Source organism: Actinoplanes sp. NPDC051343 (genome assembly GCF_044455125.1).
In the GTDB taxonomy this organism is placed as follows: Bacteria; Actinomycetota; Actinomycetes; order Mycobacteriales; family Micromonosporaceae; genus Actinoplanes.
This window is the reverse complement of sequence record NZ_JBITEL010000004.1, coordinates 612,261-631,135: the sequence shown is the minus strand read 5'-3', so window position 1 is coordinate 631,135 and position 18,875 is coordinate 612,261. Positions and strand designations below refer to the sequence as shown.

The 18,875-nt window shown below is 70.4% G+C and carries 16 protein-coding genes; 9 read left to right on the top strand and 7 right to left on the bottom strand.

Going from position 1 to position 18,875, the window contains the following annotated elements:
- Positions 1-4: 4 nt before the first annotated feature.
- From ACIA5C_RS17155 to ACIA5C_RS17135, 5 genes are all read right to left on the bottom strand, one after another.
- Entirely contained in the window at positions 5-841 is an 837-nt protein-coding gene (locus tag ACIA5C_RS17155; RefSeq protein WP_396055469.1) for a hypothetical protein, read from the bottom strand.
- Positions 838-2,682: a hypothetical protein gene (locus ACIA5C_RS17150; protein WP_396055467.1), complete on the bottom strand. Its 1,845-nt coding sequence runs from the start codon at positions 2,680-2,682 to the stop codon at positions 838-840. Before ACIA5C_RS17150 ends, ACIA5C_RS17155 begins: the two co-directional genes overlap by 4 nt.
- Entirely contained in the window at positions 2,682-3,860 is a 1,179-nt protein-coding gene (locus ACIA5C_RS17145; RefSeq protein ID WP_396055465.1) for a glycosyltransferase family 4 protein, read from the bottom strand. Before ACIA5C_RS17145 ends, ACIA5C_RS17150 begins: the two co-directional genes overlap by 1 nt.
- Positions 3,857-4,687, bottom strand: coding sequence for a glycosyltransferase family 2 protein (locus ACIA5C_RS17140; RefSeq protein WP_396055463.1), 831 nt, complete (start codon positions 4,685-4,687; stop codon positions 3,857-3,859). Before ACIA5C_RS17140 ends, ACIA5C_RS17145 begins: the two co-directional genes overlap by 4 nt.
- 81 nt (positions 4,688-4,768) lie before the next feature.
- Positions 4,769-5,548 (bottom strand): L-type lectin-domain containing protein, encoded by a 780-nt coding sequence (locus ACIA5C_RS17135; RefSeq protein WP_396055462.1) that lies wholly within the window; start codon positions 5,546-5,548, stop codon positions 4,769-4,771.
- Positions 5,549-6,145: 597 nt separating this feature from the next.
- Here ACIA5C_RS17135 and ACIA5C_RS17130 point away from each other — a divergent pair.
- From ACIA5C_RS17130 to ACIA5C_RS17120, 3 genes are all read left to right on the top strand, one after another.
- Positions 6,146-7,669 carry a hypothetical protein gene (locus tag ACIA5C_RS17130; RefSeq protein ID WP_396055460.1) on the top strand — a complete coding sequence of 508 codons (1,524 nt, stop codon included), beginning with the start codon at positions 6,146-6,148 and terminating at the stop codon, positions 7,667-7,669.
- 149 nt (positions 7,670-7,818) lie between these two features.
- A complete protein-coding gene (locus ACIA5C_RS17125; RefSeq protein WP_396055458.1) occupies positions 7,819-8,664 on the top strand; it encodes a siderophore-interacting protein in 846 nt (281 codons plus the stop codon).
- Positions 8,648-9,850, top strand: a complete 1,203-nt coding sequence (locus ACIA5C_RS17120) for a CynX/NimT family MFS transporter (RefSeq protein ID WP_396055456.1) — start codon at positions 8,648-8,650, stop codon at positions 9,848-9,850. Before ACIA5C_RS17125 ends, ACIA5C_RS17120 begins: the two co-directional genes overlap by 17 nt.
- A 54-nt stretch (positions 9,851-9,904) precedes the next feature.
- Here the strand turns inward: ACIA5C_RS17120 and ACIA5C_RS17115 are convergent, their stop codons facing one another.
- On the bottom strand, positions 9,905-10,936 hold the full coding sequence (locus tag ACIA5C_RS17115; RefSeq protein ID WP_396055454.1) for an alpha/beta hydrolase: 1,032 nt from the start codon (positions 10,934-10,936) through the stop codon (positions 9,905-9,907).
- Positions 10,937-11,101: 165 nt separating this feature from the next.
- On the opposite strand from ACIA5C_RS17115, the gene ACIA5C_RS17110 reads away from it, so the two are divergent.
- On the top strand, positions 11,102-11,890 hold the full coding sequence (locus ACIA5C_RS17110) for a polysaccharide lyase family 7 protein (RefSeq protein WP_396055452.1): 789 nt from the start codon (positions 11,102-11,104) through the stop codon (positions 11,888-11,890).
- A 58-nt stretch (positions 11,891-11,948) separates the two neighbouring features.
- Entirely contained in the window at positions 11,949-13,361 is a 1,413-nt protein-coding gene (locus ACIA5C_RS17105) for a sulfatase (RefSeq protein WP_396055450.1), read from the top strand.
- 3 nt (positions 13,362-13,364) lie between these two features.
- Here ACIA5C_RS17105 and ACIA5C_RS17100 read toward each other — a convergent pair whose 3' ends face one another.
- On the bottom strand, positions 13,365-14,189 hold the full coding sequence (locus ACIA5C_RS17100) for an LLM class flavin-dependent oxidoreductase (RefSeq protein WP_396055448.1): 825 nt from the start codon (positions 14,187-14,189) through the stop codon (positions 13,365-13,367).
- 281 nt (positions 14,190-14,470) lie between these two features.
- On the opposite strand from ACIA5C_RS17100, the gene ACIA5C_RS17095 reads away from it, so the two are divergent.
- The 4 genes from ACIA5C_RS17095 (at position 14,471) to ACIA5C_RS17080 (ending at position 18,875) form a co-directional block, all read left to right on the top strand.
- Positions 14,471-16,474 carry a M4 family metallopeptidase gene (locus ACIA5C_RS17095; protein WP_396055653.1) on the top strand — a complete coding sequence of 668 codons (2,004 nt, stop codon included), beginning with the start codon at positions 14,471-14,473 and terminating at the stop codon, positions 16,472-16,474.
- 135 nt (positions 16,475-16,609) lie between these two features.
- Entirely contained in the window at positions 16,610-16,861 is a 252-nt protein-coding gene (locus ACIA5C_RS17090; protein ID WP_396055446.1) for a hypothetical protein, read from the top strand.
- A gap of 17 nt (positions 16,862-16,878) precedes the next feature.
- Positions 16,879-18,006, top strand: a complete 1,128-nt coding sequence (locus tag ACIA5C_RS17085; protein WP_396055444.1) for an SPFH domain-containing protein — start codon at positions 16,879-16,881, stop codon at positions 18,004-18,006.
- A 122-nt stretch (positions 18,007-18,128) separates the two neighbouring features.
- Positions 18,129-18,875 carry a M23 family metallopeptidase gene (locus ACIA5C_RS17080; RefSeq protein ID WP_396055442.1) on the top strand — a complete coding sequence of 249 codons (747 nt, stop codon included), beginning with the start codon at positions 18,129-18,131 and terminating at the stop codon, positions 18,873-18,875.

The following is an 18,875-nucleotide window of genomic DNA, read 5'->3' as shown; positions in this document are numbered from 1 at the left end:
GTGGTCAGCATGCGACGGGGCCCCGGCGGGTGAGGATGCGGGCCGGGAACGGGCCACGGCCGTAGAAGACGGTGCTCGCCGCGCCGAGGCTGATCCGGATCGAATGCAGGCAACCGTCGGCCGGAGCGGGGACGTGCACGCGCAGCGGCCTGGTCCCCGGCGAGATCGCCACCGGCAGGCCCGGACCGGCCGGCCGGCGGCCGATTTGCACCTGCAGGGCGGCCGTCTGCCCCGGCTCCCCGGCGCTGCTCACCTCGAGCGGCACCTCGAGCCCGGCCGGCGGGATCGCGACCGGCCGGGCGATGCCGGCCGCCCAGCCGGCGAGGGCGAGGCTGGTGTAGCCGGGCTCCGCCGGATGCGGCAACCGCTGGTAGACAACCGTTGCCGTGCCCCCGATGACGAGCGCGAGCAACGCCGGTACGCCGACCGCGGCGGTTGTGGACAGCCGTCGCGTTTTTGTCGTACCCGGGTGCTCTTCTGGCCCCACCCAGTGACCGGGGTGGGGCGAGCCGACGATCGAGGGCCTCGCCACGATCACGTAGGCGCCCAGCGCGACGGCCACGATCGCCAGCCCCAGGGCCAACCCGCGGCCCTCGATGCGGACGCCTACGACATAGAGAACCAGGGCCGTCATCGGGAGTGAGACCAAGCCCGCGACGACCGACAGACCCAGCCGGGCCACCGGCGTCAGCGGCTCGCGGATCAGCGCCCGGATCCACAGCGTGCCGACCGCCATCACGGCGACCAGGCAGAGGAACGGCGACAGGACGGGTACGGCCGGGGCGAACGCCAGGACGGCCAGGATCGGCAGGACGGCGGCGAGGAGGTGGGCGGTTTTCACGGCGTACCCCCGAAGGCGCTCGCCCGCAGCGAGCCGAAGTCGAACCGATAGATCGCCACGTCCGTGCTGTCGTAGATCTTGATCGTCCACGGCAGTGCGTCGAACTTGGTGAGCTGGGCGAGCGTGAACGCGGGCCGGTCGTCGTGTTCGATCGGCTCGTTGGTCTCGAAGTAGATCTTGATGTCGGGCACTTCGAGGGCCATCCGGCGGTCGACGACGAGGTAGCCGAAGCGCCACGACTGCAGCTGGCTGAGCAGCGGGCCCGACATGGGGCGGCCGGGCGGGGCCAGGTAGAGGTCGTAGGTCGGGAACGCACCCGAGCCGGTGACCGGGTCCTGTCCGCCGTACGAGCCGAAGATCAAGCCGGAGTAGCGGTCGGCGACGATGCGCAGGTCGCGGCCCTGGGTGCGGCGCAGCCAGGCGGCGGCGGCCAGCATCTCCGGGGAGGCGGCCCGGGTGTCCGAGCCGAAGGCCGGCGGGCCGGGGAAGCGGTAGGACGGGTTCATGCCGGCCGCGACGTTGCCGACCAGCAGCACCGCCCCGACCGCCAGCAGAGGGAGGCCGAGACGACGGAAACGGTCGAGGACGAACCCGACAACGGGCGCGACCACGAGGGCGATCCCGAGGTAGCTGAACGCCCACGAGCGCCGCGCCCCCTCGGCCCCGGACGGGGTGAGGATGAGCAGCGCGGCCGGGAAGTAGAGCGAGCCGAGGATGAGCAGGCTGAGCCGCGCGGCGCGGTCGACGAGCCCGCCGGAGCGGTCGCGCCACAGGCGGAAGGCGGCGAGGCCCATGCCGGCCATCGCGATCGGCGGGGCGACGAACGCGGCCGCCCGCTCCCACCACGGCGCGATCGACTCGCTGAACAGCTGGCGGCTGCCCGAGCCGTGCCGGCCCGCCATCCCGGCGGCCTGGCCGAGGGCCTGGCCGAAGTAGGGGTCGAGGTAACCGGCGGTCCGGGGCGAGACCCAGATCAGCCACGCCGCGACAAGCGCGGCGGTGGCTCCGGTGAGGGTCCAGGCGGTCACGGTGGCGGCGGCTTTCCACGACCGTACGGTGAGCACGGTCGAGACCAGCAGCATGATGCCGATCAGCCACAGTGCCGTCAGGTGATGGGTCGCGATCGTGGCCCCGGCGAGCAGCACCGTGAGGGCCGACCAGCCGAGCCGCACCGGCAGGACACCGGCCCGCAGCGCCCGCAGCAACGCGACAAGCGTCCAGATCAGCAGCGGGACGGCCAGCGACTCGTACCCGAACTGGGTGTCGAAGAAGAGGAACGAGCTGTTCAGGCCGTAGATGACCGCGGCGATGGCGGCCACCCGCGGGTCGCCCCACAGGTCGGCCGCCAGCACCGCGATCCCGAGCACGACCAGCACGTGGGCGAGCACCAGCACGATCAGCGCGGCCTGCCAGACCGAGATGCCGGCCAGCGCGGCGATCGAGGCGACCGTCGCGTGCAGGCCGGGGAAGTCGCCGATCACCCGGACGATCGGGTTGTTCTCGAAGAGCCGGCCATCGGCGAGGATCCCCTCGCTCTGCCGCCAGTGCGCGAACTCGTCGTGGTAGAGCGGGCCGTCCGGGTTGCGGAGCAGCTTGGGCAGGTAGGTGAACGCGGCGTAGCCGACCAGCACGCCGAGCCGGACCGACGGGCTCACGTCCCGCCGGCCGGCCCACGCGATCGCCGGCACGGCGAACAGCAGCACACCGAGCCAGAAGAGCGGGAACGGCGAGCCGTGCTGCCACTCCGCGAGCCGGTAGGAGGTCACGATCAAAGCCGTCCCGGCGGCCCCCGCGACCGCCAGGACGACCGTGCCGGGGAGTTTCCCCGAGATAAGGGTCATCAGTTGGGAACCCCCGCATTGCTCTGCCCATCCGACCGTCCCCGCCCGCCGCCCCTGAATCCGGCTAAAGGCTGCTGGACGAGGCGCACCCGCGGAGCCACACTCGCGTACACCTGCCGCGTCGAGGCAACAACATCGGCCCACGACGGCAGGGGGCTTTCCGCGTTTTCCGTCCGATCGGTGCCGACCGCCCGGCGCAGCGCCCCGGCCAATGCGACCTCGTCGTCCGGGTTGACCAGCCAGAGTTTTACGCCCGAGCCGGCCAGCACGGCCAGTTCCCGGTGGGCCGGGATGAACGACGCCACGGCCGGGATGCCGGCCGCGATCGCGTCGGCCACCGCCATGCCGAACGCCTCGTGGGCCGAGGCCGACACGGCGGCCGAGGCTCCGGCGATCGCGGCTGCGAACGCGTGGTCCGTGAGCCGCCCGTGGAAGGTGACCCGTTCGGCCAGGCCGAGCCGGCGGGCCAGGTTCTCGAGTTCCGGCCGGGCCGGGCCGGTGCCGACGACGTCGAGCCGGTGGTCGTCGTCGAGGTGGGTGAGCGCGCGCAGGATCCGGTCGACCCGCTTGTAGCGCTCCAGGCGTCCCACGCACAGGATGCGGTGCCCGTCGCCGGCCGCCGGGCCGGCCTCGAGGGCGGTACCGGCCCCGGGCGCGGGGTCGGTGCCGTTCGGGATCACGACTATCCGCTCCCCGGCGGCCGGGAAGTGCCGGACGACCAGGTCGCGTTCGGCTCGCGTGACGCAGATGATCCGGCTCGACCGGGCCACGATCCGCCGCCCGATCGGACGGTAGATCGGGTGCAGCACGGCACGCAGCCGGCTGTGCCCGGTGCCGTGGTAGTGCGGCGTGAAGACGAGCGGCGTGCGGTTGGTGAGTGCGGCCGGCAGCGCGGCCAGGGCGTGATAGCTGTGGGCGTGCAGCAGGTCGTAGCGGCCCGCGTGGGCGCGCATCCACTGCCAGTGTGCGAGCGAGAACCGGTAGTCGGCGGCCCGCACGGTGAGCGGGAAGCGCCGCACGAGCACCCCGTCGAGCCATTCCTCGGCCGCTACGGCGTGCTGGGTGAGCACCTCGACTTCGTCGCCGGCCGCGACGAGCCCGGCGGCCAGACGGCGGACGTGGGTCTCCACTCCCCCGACGTCCGGGTGATAGGCGTTGACCACGACACCGACCCTCACCGGAGGAGACCCCGGGCTTTGCGTCCGGCACGGTGGGCGGCCCGCTTACGCGGCCATTCCCGGGCGATCGTACGGAGTACGCGCAGGCCGTCGGTGACCGCGTTGAGGTTGCTCTCGCCGTGCAGACGAAGGTGTTCGTAGCTCGCCACCTCGACGATCCCGAGTCGGGCGCGGGCGGCGCGCAGCGTCAGCAGGGTCTCGATCTCGAAGCCGTCACCCCACAGCCGCCCGTCCCGCGTGTCCGGCGCCGGTGACGTGCTGTCCAGGTCGAACGCGTCGAGGCAGTGCGCCCAGAACGCGTTGTAGCCGTAGCACAGGTCGGTGTACCGGGTGCCGAACAGCATGTTGACCAGCAGGTTGAGGCCGTGGTTGCCGAGCCGGCGGAAGCGGGTGATGTCGGCGCTGCCGCCGTTGCCCCGGAAGCGGGAGCCCTTGGCGAAGTCGGCGCCCCCGCGCAGCGCGGCGAGGAATGCCGGGATCTCGGCCGGATCGGTCGACCCGTCGGCGTCGATCATGACCACGATGTCCCCGGTCGCCGCCGCGAACCCGCAGGCCAGGGCGTTGCCTTTGCCCCGGCGGTTCTGCCGTACGACGCGGATGCCGGGCATCAGGCGGCAGGCGACGTCGACGGTGTCGTCGGTCGAGCCACCGTCGACCAGGATGACCTCGTCGACCTCGGGCAGCCGGGCCATCACGTGGGGCAGGTTCCGGGCCTCGTTGAGCGCCGGAATGATGACGCTGACCAGGGGTTCACTCGCCGCGGCGAGTTCCTCCGGCGGTTCCGGCCCCGCTCCGGTCAACGGGCGGACATCAGGGACCGTAGACATGGTTATCTCCCAGGTTCGTGGTGCACGGACGACGTACGGGCCGCCGGTGCCGGAGCGTCCGGCACCGGCGGCCATCGGCGATCAGGCCGGGGCGCCCTGGACCGACCAGGAATAGATGTCCTGCTTCGACAGGGCGGTGCCGGTGCCGCCGGTGAAGCCGACCCAGGCCGACGATCCGCCCGCCGCGGTGGCCAGGTCGACGGTCTCCTGGACGACCAACTGCTCGGGTGAGCCGCTGCGGAACGGCTTCACGTACACCGACAGGTTCTTGGCCGCGGCGTCGTAGACGACCCGAGCTTCGAACGGCCGGCCGTAGAGCGGGATGGACGGGGTGCCGGACACCGAGTGCACGTCCGGGTTGCCGCCGACCACGACCGCGAGGTGGTTGCCGTTGGGGTCGGGTGAGTTCTGGAAGGTGTCGAACTCGACCGCAACGCTCTTCTTGATGCCGCGGTAGCCGATGCCGCCGCCCCAGCCGCCGAGGGCGCGCGGGCCCTCGGTCTGCACCAGGAACGCGATGCCGTCGGCGCCCGGGTCGGCGTGGTGCAGGTAGACCTTGAAGGTCGACTCGAACGACTGACTCAGGTCGATCTTGGACTTGGCCCAGGCCGAGCCGGCCTGCCGATAACCGCCGGTGGTCAGCCGCAGCACCCGCTGGTGCTGCCGGCCGGAGATGAGGATGTCGGCCGAGCCGTTGCGGTCGAGCATCTTGGACGCGCCGTTGAACGACGGGAAGTCGACCAGCGGGCCGCCGTCGCCGGCCGCGAAGGCGCCGGTCGGTGCGGTGGTGGTCGCTATGCCGAGGGCGAGCGCGCTCAGCAGCCCGCCACGGACGATTCGGGAGAAACGTGAAGAGGACACGGTTCCAGGCTCCAATTCGGATGGATTGCCACAAGTTGGACGTGCCATAAGGTAGGCCAGCCTGCGGAGCCGCGTGAGCGAGTCTCGACTAATTACCTCGAATCGGACGCAAGGTTCGAAACCTGGAAATCTTTCTCCTCGATGGCGGTCGAACCAGCCGCGGGTGCCCGGGCATGAATCGGTCTCACCATCGGGCGGCGGCTCACAGACCCATCCGTTCGGACGGTGGAATTGGTGGCGGAATTGCTCCGATAATCAATTCCGCGGCCGTCGCCGCGACACGGTCCGGCGATTCAAAGGTTTCTCCCAGCCGCAGCCGGCCCACTATGCACTACATTTCTCGGTGCGTGACCACTCCGCGACAGGCTCGAGAAAGATGGCCTGATCAGCCTAGTTTTTTGCGATCTTGATGAACCCTCGGCATCATCCGAACGGCTGATGCCCCGGGTTCGGGGACGACCCCATATTTCTTCCTTAAGTTCCGGCTAAGAATTCATCAATTCTCCAGTGTGAATTGCATTTCCACGGGCCGGCTCATACCGTCTGGGAGCCGGCGGGAATCAAGGGCCGGCTGGATCTTCAAAGAAGAGGTATCGCATGCGCAGGTCCGCCTATCGCCGTGCGGCCGCGTCGTCCGGGGGCAACCGCCGGATGCTCGCGGTCGGCGCCGTGGTCGCCGCGTTGGGCGCAGTCGTCGCCTTCACGACGATCTCCAACGCCGCCACCAACGACAAGCCCGCTGGAAGTGGGGCCGGCAAGGTCGTCAACGGCCAGACGATCCTGACCGACACCTGCGTCGACAGCAAGCTGGCGCCGCACGCCGGATTCCAGGACGGCGACCGCTGCGTCTCCACCGAGTTCGGTGAGGTCGGCGTGGCCGCGAACAACCCGGGGCTGCTGATCACCGACGCGCCCACCTCGGTCACGGTGAACACGCCCTTCACGCTGAAGGTCAGCACCCGCAACCTGATCCGGGACCGCTTCCTCGCGGCCGGCGCGGGCGGCTACTACGTGGAGAGCTCGGTCCTCAAGGACGGCATCGAGCGCGGGCACTTCCACACCGAGTGCCGCATGCTGCCGAACACCAACGAGGCTCCCGACCCGTCGCCGGTCCCCGCCTTCTTCGTGGCGACCGAGGACACCAAGGGCGGCAAGACGCCGGACGTCGTGACGATCCAGGTGCCGGGCATGCCGACCACGGGCACCGCGCAGTGCGCCTCGTGGGCCGGTGACGGCTCACACCGCATCCCGATGATGCAGCGCGCCAACCAGATCCCCGCGGTCGACTCGGTCCGCGTGGCCGTCAAGGGTGCCGGCGACAACGGCGGCAACAACGGTGGCGGGAACACCGGCGGCAACACCGGCGGCAACGGCAACACCGGTGGCAACGGCAACACGGGCGGGAACACCGGGAACACCGGTAACACCGGCGGCAACACCGGGAACACCGGTAACACCGGGGGCAACACCGGTAACACCGGGAACACCGGCGGGAACACGGGTAACACCGGCGGGAACACCGGAAACAGTGGGAACAACGGCGGGAACAACAACAACGGTGGCAACGGCAACACCGGCGGCGGTAAGGGCGCGACGACCGCGCCGACCACGAAGCCTCCGGCCCAGGGTGGCACCAGCAACGGCGGCGCGACCGGTCCGACCACCAAGGACGACTTCACGCCGGCAACCACAGCCCCGACCACCAAGGCCACGACCAACCCGTCCAACTCCCACTCGACCAAGTCCTCCACCACCGGCTCCACCAAGGCCGATGAGCCGGACAAGTCGACGCGTACGGAAAACGCCCAGAGCGACAGCGACACGCCGGACGTCGCCACGACGACCAAGGCTGCGAAGCCGAAGGCGAGCAGCAGTTCCGCGGCTCCGGGCAACTACGCCTACTCCAACGACGACGGCGTGCCCAACTCCGGTGTCAAGGGCGACGACCTGAAGAACATCGCCAACCCCCCGGCGGCCAAGGACTCGAGCGGCCCGCTCGCCCTGACCGGGAGCAACACGATGGCCTTCGTCGGTGCCGGCGCGGTGATCCTGCTGGTCGGCCTGGTCGTCCTGGCGATGACCCGGCGCCGGCGGCCGACCACCGGTACCTGGCACCAGTAAACGCGCGTACCTGTAACCCCGCGTACCTGCGGCAAGGGCGGCCCGGATCCCGGGCCGCCCTTGTCGTGTGCGAGGTCACGCCGACGCTTCGACCGCTGAGGGTAGCCTTACCGGGTTCGGCGAGACTCCGCTCGAGGAAGAGGATTTCCATGGCGAACAGGCCGTCCCGTCCCGTGACCCAGGCCGAGGTCACCCGGGTGGAGCAGCTCACCCCGCACATGGTCCGGGTGGTCGTGGGCGGCGAGGCGCTGCGGCGCATCGAGGCCGGCTCCTGCACCGACCACTACGTCAAGATCCTCTTCCCGCGTCCCGGCGTGACCTACCCGGAGCCGTTCGACATGGGCGCGATCCGCGAGACCATGCCCGCCGAGTCGTGGCCGGTCGTGCGCACCTACACGGTCCGCCGGTGGCTCCCCGAGGTGCCCGAGATGTGGATCGACTTCGTGGTGCACGGCGACGAGGGTCTCGCCGGCCCCTGGGCGGCGGCGGCCAAGCCTGGCGACCCGGTGCGGTTCATGGGTCCCGGCGGCGGCTACACGCCCAGCCCGGCCGCCGACTGGCACCTGCTGGCGGGCGACGAGAGTGCGCTGCCGGCGATCTCGGCCGCGCTCGACGGCATGCCGGCCGGCGCCCGGGTACACGTGATCATCGAGGTCGCGGGCCCGGCCGAGGAGCAGCCGCTGGTCACCACCGCCGACACCCGCGTCACCTGGATCCACCGGGGCGACGCGCCGATCGGCTCGACCCTGCCCGCCGCGATCCGCGGGCTCCCGTTCCCCGAGGGCCGGGTGCACGCGTTCGTGCACGGCGAGGCCAACTTCGTCAAGGACGTACGCTCGTTCCTGCGCAAGGAGCGGGGCATCCCGCTCGACCAGCTGTCGATCTCCGGCTACTGGCGCCGCGGCCTCAACGAGGACGGCTGGCAGTCGTCCAAGCGCGAGTGGAATCAGCAGATCGAACGTGAGCAGGAAGTAGTAAGTGCAGACCAGCGATGATCATGCGGTGCTGATCGACGAACCACGGACCGGCCGGACCCGGCTGATCGCCGTGGTGGCCGTCCTGCTCGCCGCGTTCAACCTGCGGCTCGCCGTGACCAGCGTCGGGCCCGTGCTCAACGAGATCCGTGGTGCGCTCGGCATGAGCGACACGGTGGCCGGGCTCCTCACCTCGGTGCCCGTGCTCTGCTTCGCCGTCTTCGGCCTCGCCGCGCCGCGCCTGGCCCGGCGGGTCGGCGCCGCCCGCGTGATCGTGACCGGTCTGGCCCTGCTCACGGTCGGCCTGATCGTCCGGCCGTACGTGCCCGACACCGCCCTGTTCCTGCTGTTCAGCGTCGTCGCCCTGGCCGGCATCGCGGTGGTCAACGTGCTGCTGCCGGTGATCGTCAAGGAGCAGTTCCCCGATCGGGTCGGCGCGATGACCGGGTTCTATTCGGTCTCGCTCAACGCGGGTGCGAGCATCGCCGCGGCGGCCACCGTGCCGCTCAGTCACGCCTTCGGCGGCTGGCGGCTCGGCCTGCTGTGCTGGGCGGTGATCTCGGTGATCGCGCTGCCGTCCTGGCTGCCGCTGCTGCGGGACAAGACCGGCGAGGTGCGCCAGGAGACGCCGGCTGCCGACGTACGCATCAGTCGCAGTCCCGTGGCGTGGGCGCTGGCGATCTTCTTCGGGCTCCAGGCGACCGGGGCGTACGTGATGATCGGCTGGCTCCCCCAGATGTACCGGGACGCCGGCCTCTCGGCCGAGAAGGCCGGGCTGTTGTTCGCGGTCGCGTCGGTGCTCGCCGTGCCGATGTCGTTTCTGCTCTCCGCGATCACCGGCCGCATGCACAGCCAGAGCGGCCTGGCCGCTGCCCTGGCCGTCGCCGGCATCGCCGGGTGGGCCGGCATGTGGTGGTCGCCGACCGCCGCGCCGTGGCTGTGGGCGGTGCTGCTCGGCACGTCCAACGCGGCGTTCCCGCTCGTGCTCACGATGATCGCGCTGCGCGGCCGCACGCCGGCGGTCGTGGTGAAGCTGTCCGCGTTCGCCCAGGGCGTCGGCTATCTGATCGCGATCCCCGGACCGATCCTGATCGGCTTCCTGCACGACCGCAGCGGCGGCTGGCGGGTGCCGCTGACGCTGAGCATCGCGCTGCTGGTGCCGCAGCTGCTGGCCGGCCTCGCAGCCGGCCGCAACCGCCAGGTCTGATCGTTCTCGCGGCCGGCCCCCACCGCCAGGCCTGACCCGCCTCGCGGCCATGCCTCAGACGAGGCTCAGCAGCTCGGCGGCGACCTCGGCCGGACGCTCCACGTGCGGCGAGTGCCCGCAGTCCGGGTAGACGACCTCGCGGTAGGAGCCGCCGGCCGCGGCGTAGCGCTCGAGGACGGCCCGGGTCTGGCCGATCATCGGCTGCGGCGGGCACGCCTCGGCGCCCGGCCAGCCCGGCACGACGCCCAGTTGCCCGAGGTAGGCGAGGTCGAACAGCGAGGTGTCGGAGACGATCACGTCCTTGTCGCCGCGTACCCAGACCACCGGAGGCTTCGCGGAAGCCGCGACAAGGTCGTCGGCGATGCGGAAGTGGTTCGGGGCCATCGTGTTGAGCACGCCCCGGTCGCCGGGGGCCATGCCGGGCCAGTTGGCGCTGGGCCTGCTGTCGCCGGGGTAGTTGTCGTCGCCGGTCCTGGTCGACAGGACGGTGTCGAGCAGCAGCTGCTCGTCGTCGCCGAGCGAGGCCGGGTCGGCCACGTAGGCCGTGCGGAGGACGCCGAGGGGGCTGGTCGGGCCGTCGGGGCTGCGGTCGCCCTCGGCGAGCCGGCGCACGAAGTCCGGGTTGCCGGTGCCGCCGCCGGTGCCCGCGAAGTCTCCGGTGGTCGGGGTGCCGTCGACGTCTCGCGTGCCGCCGAAGCCGTAGGGGCTGACCGGCGCCTCGAGGAGCAGGGCTTTGATGCGATCGGGGTGGTCGACGAGCAGCTGCATCGCGACGCCGCAGCCCATCGAGTGGGCCGCCACCACGACGGGCCCGTTCGGCGAGAGTGCGTCGAGCACGGCCGCCACGTCGTCGGCGAAGTCGCGCAGCCCCCGCGTCGCGTCGACCGGGGCCGTCTCCGAACCGCCGTACCCCCGCAGATCGGGCGCGATCAATCGGAGCGTCGGCGGCAGCTGCCGGGCCAGCGGCTCCCAGAAGGCGGCCGATGAGCAGTTGCCGTGGATCAGGAGTATCGCCGTGCCGTCGGCCGGGCCGGCCAGAAGAATTTGCTGCGTAATTCCGCGCGCGGAGACCTGTTTCGCTTCCATAGGTGGCAGCATTTCACCTGGTCGCGGCGGCTGCACTGTGGCTTGCCCACATATGTGGACAATGACAGCTGGCGATTTCCCAACCCGCTCGTTGACAGCTTATTGAAAAACTGCTTATCTGTTAAGCCTCTTGCCAATCCCCCTAGTGGCTACGAGGACATCCCCATGAAGAGAAGAACCGTATTCGCGTCAGCACTCACCGCCGCCGCCGTCGTCGGCACCCTCGGCGTCGTGGGCATCACCGAGTCGTCCGCCGCGACCACGCTCAACCCCGACGTCTCCCCCGGCGGCAACTTCAACCTGGCGATCTGGCAGTTGCAGCTCCCGGTCGGCTCCCCCGGCTCGCCGACGACGATCCAGCCGGCCCAGCTCAAGGGCGCCGGCGGGTACTCCAACCCGTCCTACTTCTGGACCGACAAGAACGACGGCTCGATGACGTTCTGGGCCCCGGAGAAGGGCGTGACCACGCCGAACTCCAACTACGCCCGGTCCGAGCTGCGCGAGATGAACTCCAACGGCAGCGCCGCCGACTGGACGCTGGCCGGCAACCACACCCTCAGCGCCGAACTGCGGGTCGTCTCGGTGACCAAGAACGTCTGCGTCGGCCAGGTCCACCTGGGCAGCGGCGGATCGTCGACCAAGCCGCTGCTGGAGCTCTATTACCACAGCAACGGCGACATCTATCTGGGCACCGAGAACTCCCCCGACGGCGGCCAGACCCTGCACTACATCACCAACGTGGCGCTGGGCGCGCACTTCACCTACGTCATCAACGTGACCGGCAACAAGATCAACCTGACCGTGAACGGGGCCAGGACCAGCTATTCGATCCCGTCCTCGTTCAACGCGTACAAGCAGTACTTCAAGGCCGGCTCGTACAACCAGTCGTCCTCGGACAGCACGTCCAACGGCGCCAAGGTGAAGTTTTACGCCCTCACCGTCGCGCACAGCTGACACAACCCTTACCCGGCTCGAACGGTAGGGCGCCCACGAGCGCCCTACCGTCCGCATCATGATCCGTCGATTGATTGCCGTCACCGCCGCCGTCAGCCTGGTCGCCGGCTGCTCGCACTCCGGCGCCGGCTCGGCCACCGAGCCCACGAAGACCAACATCGTCATGGTCCTGACCGACGACCTGTCGATGAACCTCGTGCCGTACATGCCGCACGTGCTGGCCCTGGAGAAGCAGGGCACCACGTTCGCCGATTACACGGTCACCGACTCGCTGTGCTGCCCGTCCCGGTCGTCGATCTTCTCCGGCCGGTTCCCGCACGACACCGGGATCTATACCAACGGCGGCCGGGACGGCGGCTTCCAGACCTTCAAGTCGCGCGGCGAGGAGAGCTCGACCTTCGCCACCGACCTGCAGCGGGCCGGCTACCGCACCGCGATGATGGGCAAATATCTCAACGGCTACGCGCCCAACGACAAGTACGTGCCGCCGGGCTGGACCGAGTGGGACGTCGCCGGCAACGGGTACCCCGAGTACAACTACAACCTGCTCCAGAACGGCCAGATCCAGCACTACGGCCATGACTATCTGACCGACGTCGTCAGCGGCAAGGCGAGCGACTTCATCAGCACGTCGGCCAAGGCCGGCAAGCCGTTCATGGTCGAGGTGGCCACCTTCGCGCCGCACGCCCCCTACACCCCGGCGGACCCGGACAAGGACAAGTTTCCCGGGCTGAAAGCGCCCCGGACCGCCGCCTATGACGTGCTGCCGACCGACCCGCCGCCCTGGCTCGCCGACCGGCAGCCGTTGACCAGCACCGAGCAGACCGCGATCGACACCGCCTTCCGCAAACGGGTGCAGGCCGTGCAGGCGGTCGACCGCATGATCGGGTCGCTGGAGGACACGCTCGACAAGGCGGGCGTCGCCGACCGGACGATGGTCGTCTTCACGTCGGACAACGGCTATCACATGGGCGAGCACCGGCTGAACCCCGGCAAGCAGACCGCGTTCGACACCGACATCCACGTGCCGCTGGTGATGGCCGGGCCGGGCGTCGCCAAGGGGGCCACGATCAGCCGGCCGGCGGAGAACATCGACCTGCGGCCCACCTATGACGCTCTGGCCGGCACGGCGACACCGGCCGACGTGGACGGGCAGAGCCTCCTGCCCCTGCTCGGCGACCATCCGCCGGCGAGCTGGCGGACGGCCGCGCTGATCGAGCACCACGGGCCCGACAACGACGCCACCGACCCCGACCACCCGGCGCCGAACAGCGGCAACCCGACCAGCTACGAGGCGATCCGGACCGAGGGTTACACCTACGTCGAGTACACCGACGGCGCCAAGGAGTATTACGACCATCGGGCGGATCCCGACCAGCTGCACAACACGGCCGAGCAGCTGCCGCCCGACCAGCTGACGTCCCTGCACAAGACGCTGCTCGCGCTCGAGGGCTGCCACCACGCGTGCTAGTCATCATTTCTTCAGAACCTGGATGACCTCGGCGAACTGCTCCATGAACTGGCCGTTCACCCCGAGGTAGGAGACCCCGAACTCCTCGCGCCGGCGGCAGAGGGTGTCGGCGATCTGCTCCGGCGAGCCGGCCAGCAGCGTGATCGCGCCGGACTCGGCCACCTCGCGGGGGCTGCCGCCGACCATGCGTTCGAGATAGGCCGGGAAGGACGACGTGTCGGCGGCGACCGCCGCCACGTTCAGGTGCAACTCGAGGTCGGCGACCCGGTCGCCGGCCGCGGCGCGGAGCGCTTCGACCGTACGCGCGAGCTCCGGTTCCGTGGTCTTCGGCGGAAGGCCCAGCGCGACCGTGTCGGCCCGCTCGGCGGCCAGCCGCAGCATCCGCGGGCGGCCCGCGGCGACCAGGACGCGGGGTGCGCGATCGAGTTTGCGGACGGCGTCGATGACGTCGGCCACCCGCTCGAGGCGGTCGGCGGGACTGCCGAAGTCGGCGCCGACCGCGGCGGCGTCGTTCTCCGCGCCCGGCCGTCCGCCGCCCAGCCCGAGCTCGAAACGGCCGTCGCTGAGCTGTTGCAGCGTCTCGGACTCCCACGCCACCAGGCCCGGCGTGCGGTTGGGGACGCTCAACACGTAGGTGCCGACGTGCAGGGTGGTGGTGGCGGCCGCGGCCGCGGCGAGCGCCGGGAAGGGCGCCAGCGTGTTTCGCGTGTCGGGCACCAGCAGGGTGTCGAAACCCAGTTCCTCGGCCCGGCGGGCCAGCCCGGCCCAGCCGGTGCCGGACGGGGTGCGGCCGACGACGACTCCGAATCGAAACTCACGCTCAGTCATGCCGTAGATCCTCGCGCGTACGGTCCGGGACCGAATCCGCCCGTGGGCTACAACCCGCGTACGCCCTGGGGAGTACGGGCCCCTCACGGGCGCAAGGGTTTTCCCCATTTCGAAGACGCTCATCGATGCCTAGCGTCTCGTCTCAGGTAATCCCGGTGTGACGCAACGTCGGCCGGGAGCTGAGCCCGCCCCAAACCCCCGGGCGGGAAAGGAGCACCCGCGTGAAACGTCGAACCCCCCTGATCATTGCGCTGGCGGCCGGTACCGCGGCCGCGTCAGCGATGGTCGCGGCCGCCGGACCGGCGACCGCCCAACCCGTCTCCCCGACGGCCGCCGCGGCGAACGCCGCCAACGGCGCGTCGGCCCTGATCGCCGCACGCCCGGCGGTTCTGCAGGCGAGCGCCGACGACGCCTTCGTCGCCGGCACCCCGACGGTGTCCCACGGCCTGCACTACACCCCGTACAACCGGACCTACAAGGGCCTGCACGTCAGCGGCGGTGACATGGTCATCGTCACCGACGACTCCGGTGCCGTGAAGGGCACCTCGGTCGCCCAGGACCGCCCGATCAGCCTCGGTTCGACAACGCCCGCCCTGACCGCCGACGCGGCGCTGAAGATCGCCAAGACCAAGCTGAAGACGGTCAGCGCGGTCGAGGGCACCGGCCTCGTCGTCTACGCCGGCGAGGGCCGCAACGCCACGCTGGCCTGGGAATCGACGATCCGCGGCACCTCGGCCGAGGGCCCGAGCCGCCAGACCGTCGACGTCGACGCGAAGACCGGCGCGATCCTGCACGCGCAGGAGCACACCACCGACGTGACCGGCTCCGGCACCGGCTGGGTCAACGGGTCGGTCAGCCTGGACACCACGCAGTCCGGTTCGACGTTCACCATGAAGGACCCGACCAAGACCAACCTGAGCTGCCAGAACGCGTCGAACAACTCGACCTTCAGCGGCCCGGACAACGTCTGGGGCTCGGGCGTCGGCACCGACCGGGAGACCGGCTGCGTCGACGCGCTCTACGTCGCGCAGACGCAGAACAAGATGCTGTCGCAGTGGCTCGGCCGTAACGGCCAGGACGGCAACGGCGGCGCCTGGCCCCTGCGGGTCGGCCTGAACGACGAGAACGCGTACTACGACGGCACCCAGGTGCAGATCGGCCACAACACGGCGAACCAGTGGATCGCCTCGGCGGACGTGGTCGGCCACGAACTGGGCCACGGCATCGACGACCACACCCCGGGTGCCATCTCGAACGGCAACACCCAGGAGTTCGTCGCCGACACGTTCGGCGCGGCGACCGAATGGTTCGCCAACAACCCGAACGACCCGCCGGACTTCACCGTCGGCGAGGAGGTCAACCTGGTCGGCAGCGGCCCGATCCGCTACATGTACAACCCGTCCCTGGCCGGGGACGACAACTGCTACTCCTCCAGCGTCCCGTCGGAGGAGGTCCACGCGGCCGCCGGCCCGGGCAACCACTGGTTCTACCTGCTCTCGCAGGGCACCAGCGGCAACGGCCAGCCGGCCAGCTCGACCTGTAACAGCACCTCGGTGACCGGCCTCGGCATCCAGAAGGCCATCACCATCATGTACAACGCGATGCTGATGAAGACCTCCAGCTCGTCGTACCTGAAGTACCGCACCTGGACGCTGACCGCGGCGAAGAACCTCACCCCCGGCGACTGCACCGCGTTCAACACCGTCAAGGCGGCCTGGAACGCGGTCAGCGTGCCGGCCCAGTCGGCCGACCCGACCTGCACCGGCGGCACCACGCCGCCCACCACCGGGCCGACGACGCCGCCCACCACGCCGCCCACCACCCCGCCGACCGGCGGCAGCCAGCTGCTGGGCAACCCCGGCTTCGAGAGCGGCACCGCGCCGTGGACGACCACCTCGGGCGTCATCTCGACCGCATCGGGCACCAGCACGCCGCACGCCGGCACCCACTTCGCGTGGCTCGACGGCTACGGCACCACGCACACCGACACGGTCTCCCAGTCGGTGGCCATCCCCTCCGGCAGCCACGCGACGCTGAGCTTCTGGCTGAAGATCAGCACGTCGGAGACGACCACGTCGACGGCGTACGACAAGCTGACCGTCAAGGCCGGCTCGACCACGCTGGGGACCTACTCCAACCTGAACGCGGGCTCCTCCTACGCCCAGAAGTCGTTCGACGTCTCCTCGCTCGCCGGCCAGACGGTGACCATCACCTTCACCGGCACCGAGGACTCGAGCGCCGCGACGTCGTTCAACCTGGACGACACCGCGCTCACCGTCAGCTGACGGGTTTCTCCGAAGGGGCCGGCGCGGCAACCGACGCGCCGGCCCCTTCCGTGTCCGCGCGTACGGGAAGGCAAGCGTGACCGGCACGCCCGGCGTGACCTCACGTCGACTCGCTGGAGGGTGCACAATGCAGCCGTGGCGAGTGACTCGGTGGTGGGCAGGGTCGGCACCGTGGTCAACGGGATCCGGGGCGGCGAGCGGCCGGGCGAGGTGCGGCTCATGGTGGCGGGGATCGCTCACTATTACCTCGCGTACGCCGCGACGGCTCTGGCCGCCGGCACCGACGTACTCGTCATCAACAACCGTGGCGCGCGCCAGGTCGACGTCGAGCCATGGCCCACTGTGCCGTCGGGCGGGGGCCCGGACGGCGTCGTAGAAGGGTCGTAACAGTGTTCGGTTATCGGGTGCCCGCTCCCAATGAAGCGCTTCTGATCAGCGGTCGGAAGCAGCGGGGCGCGGACGCGTTGCCGTTCAAGATCGTCACGGGGCACGGCGTCTTCGTCGCGCCGGTCTTCTCCAAAGCGACCCGGCTGACCCTGGCCATGCAGGAGGCCGAAGTCCTCGAGGACTGCTACACCAAGCAGGGCATCACGCTCTCGGTGCACGCGGTAATAGCGTTCAAGGTCGCCGACGACCACGAGTCGATCGCCGCCGCGGCCCGCCGTTTCCAGGGCGACCAGACGCAGATGCCGACGCTGGTCGGCCGCATCTTCTCGGGTCATCTGCGCAGCATCATCGGCAGCATGACCGTCGAGTCGATCATCCGCGAGCAGCAGACGCTGGCCGACGCGATCGTCGACGCCAGCAAGACCGAGATGGCCCGCATCGGCCTGGGCGTCGACTCGCTGCAGATCAGCAGCATCGACGACAAGGGCGTCGGCTACATCCGGGCGCTGGCCGCCCCGCACCAGGCGAAGGTCAACCAGGACGCGCAGGTCGCGCAGGCCGCGGCCGACCGCCAGAGCGCGGAGGCCCAGCAGGAAAGCCAGCGCTACCAGGCCGAATACGCTCGTCAGACGGCCATCGCCCGGGCGCAATATCAGGCCGAGATCGATCAGGCCACGCAGACGGCGGCCCAGGCCGGCCCGCTCGCGGCGGCCCGCGCCCAGCAGGACGTGCTCGCCGAGCGGGCGGTCGTGGCCCAGCGGAACGCCGAACTGCGGCAGGCCGAACTGATCGCCGAGGTGGTCAAGCCGGCCGAGGCGGAGGCCGAGCGGATCCGGGCGCTGGCCCGGGCCGAGGCCGACGCGACCAAGCTGTCGGCCGAGGCGGCCGCGGCCCAGGACCGCATCGCCCTCGACCAGGCCATCATCGACAAGCTGCCGGAGATGCTGCGGGCGGCGGCCGAGGGGCTGCAGGGTGCGAACGTGACCGTGCTCGACGGTGCCGAGGGGCTCAACAGTGTGGTGGCGTCGCTGGCCGCCCAGGGGATGACGATGCTCGACACGTTGCGTGCGGGGTTGCGGTCGGGCGCTCAGCCGGGCACCGACGTGACGCCGCTCAACGGCACCAAGGTGACTCCGGGCGCCTGACGGCTCATCGGGGCCGGCTCCTCCGGGGGCCGGCCCTGCCTTGATCTTCTCTGGTCGTGGACTGCCGGACCGTGCCCGGGTCGCTATATTTGGCCGTTGACACCGACCAGGAAGAAGTCGTTTTGCGGTATAAGGTCCGAAATCTCGTTGTCCTCGGGGTCAGCAGCCTCGCACTGGCCGCCTGCGGCAGTCCGGCGGCCCAAGGCTCCGACACGCCGAGTTTCGTCGAGCCGAGCGCCACGCCGACCGTCGATGCTGCTTCCGTCCCGCCGGCCCCGGCCTCCTCCCCCGCGTCCGCCTCGCCGTCGGGGCCGGCTTCGGCCTCCGCCTCGGCGAAGTCGGCCACCAAGGTCACTTACGCCTTCCCGGTGATCGGCAAGAATTCGTACGCACACGAGCACCACGACTACCCCGCGACCGACATCATCACGAAGTGCGGCAACAAGGTCGTGGCGGCGACCAGCGGCAGCGTCATCAACGTGGTCGCCAAGGACACCTGGACGGCCAGGAAAAACCTGGGCGCGACCCGGGGCGGTCTGGCGGTGGCGATCCTCGGTGACGACGGCGTGCGCTACTACGGGTCGCACATGTCGGCGATCGACCCGTCGATCGCCATCGGCGTGCGGGTCAAGACCGGCGCGACCCTCGGCAAGACCGGCGACACCGGCGACGCGAGCGCCTGCCACCTGCACTTCGGCATCTCGCCGCCGTGCGCCAAGGGCAGCGACTGGTGGAACCAGCGGGGCACGATCTGGCCCTGGCCGTACCTCGACTCGTGGCGCAAGGGCGGCAACAAGTCGGCCGTCGCCGAGATCAAGTCGTGGAAGGCGAAGAACGGCTGCCCGACCCGGCCGCGCACCGACCCGTAG

Bases quoted from the DNA above. Each gene is read 5' to 3' on its own strand.
- ACIA5C_RS17150 (WP_396055467.1), bottom strand. From the start codon at position 2,682: ATGACCCTTATCTCGGGGAAACTCCCCGGCACGGTCGTCCTGGCGGTC.
- ACIA5C_RS17140 (WP_396055463.1), bottom strand. From the start codon at position 4,687: ATGTCTACGGTCCCTGATGTCCGCCCGTTGACCGGAGCGGGGCCGGAA.
- ACIA5C_RS17130 (WP_396055460.1), top strand. From the start codon at position 6,146: ATGCGCAGGTCCGCCTATCGCCGTGCGGCCGCGTCGTCCGGGGGCAAC.
- ACIA5C_RS17125 (WP_396055458.1), top strand. From the start codon at position 7,819: ATGGCGAACAGGCCGTCCCGTCCCGTGACCCAGGCCGAGGTCACCCGG.
- ACIA5C_RS17115 (WP_396055454.1), bottom strand. From the start codon at position 10,936: ATGGAAGCGAAACAGGTCTCCGCGCGCGGAATTACGCAGCAAATTCTT.
- ACIA5C_RS17110 (WP_396055452.1), top strand. From the start codon at position 11,102: ATGAAGAGAAGAACCGTATTCGCGTCAGCACTCACCGCCGCCGCCGTC.
- ACIA5C_RS17105 (WP_396055450.1), top strand. From the start codon at position 11,949: ATGATCCGTCGATTGATTGCCGTCACCGCCGCCGTCAGCCTGGTCGCC.
- ACIA5C_RS17100 (WP_396055448.1), bottom strand. From the start codon at position 14,189: ATGACTGAGCGTGAGTTTCGATTCGGAGTCGTCGTCGGCCGCACCCCG.
- ACIA5C_RS17095 (WP_396055653.1), top strand. From the start codon at position 14,471: ATGGTCGCGGCCGCCGGACCGGCGACCGCCCAACCCGTCTCCCCGACG.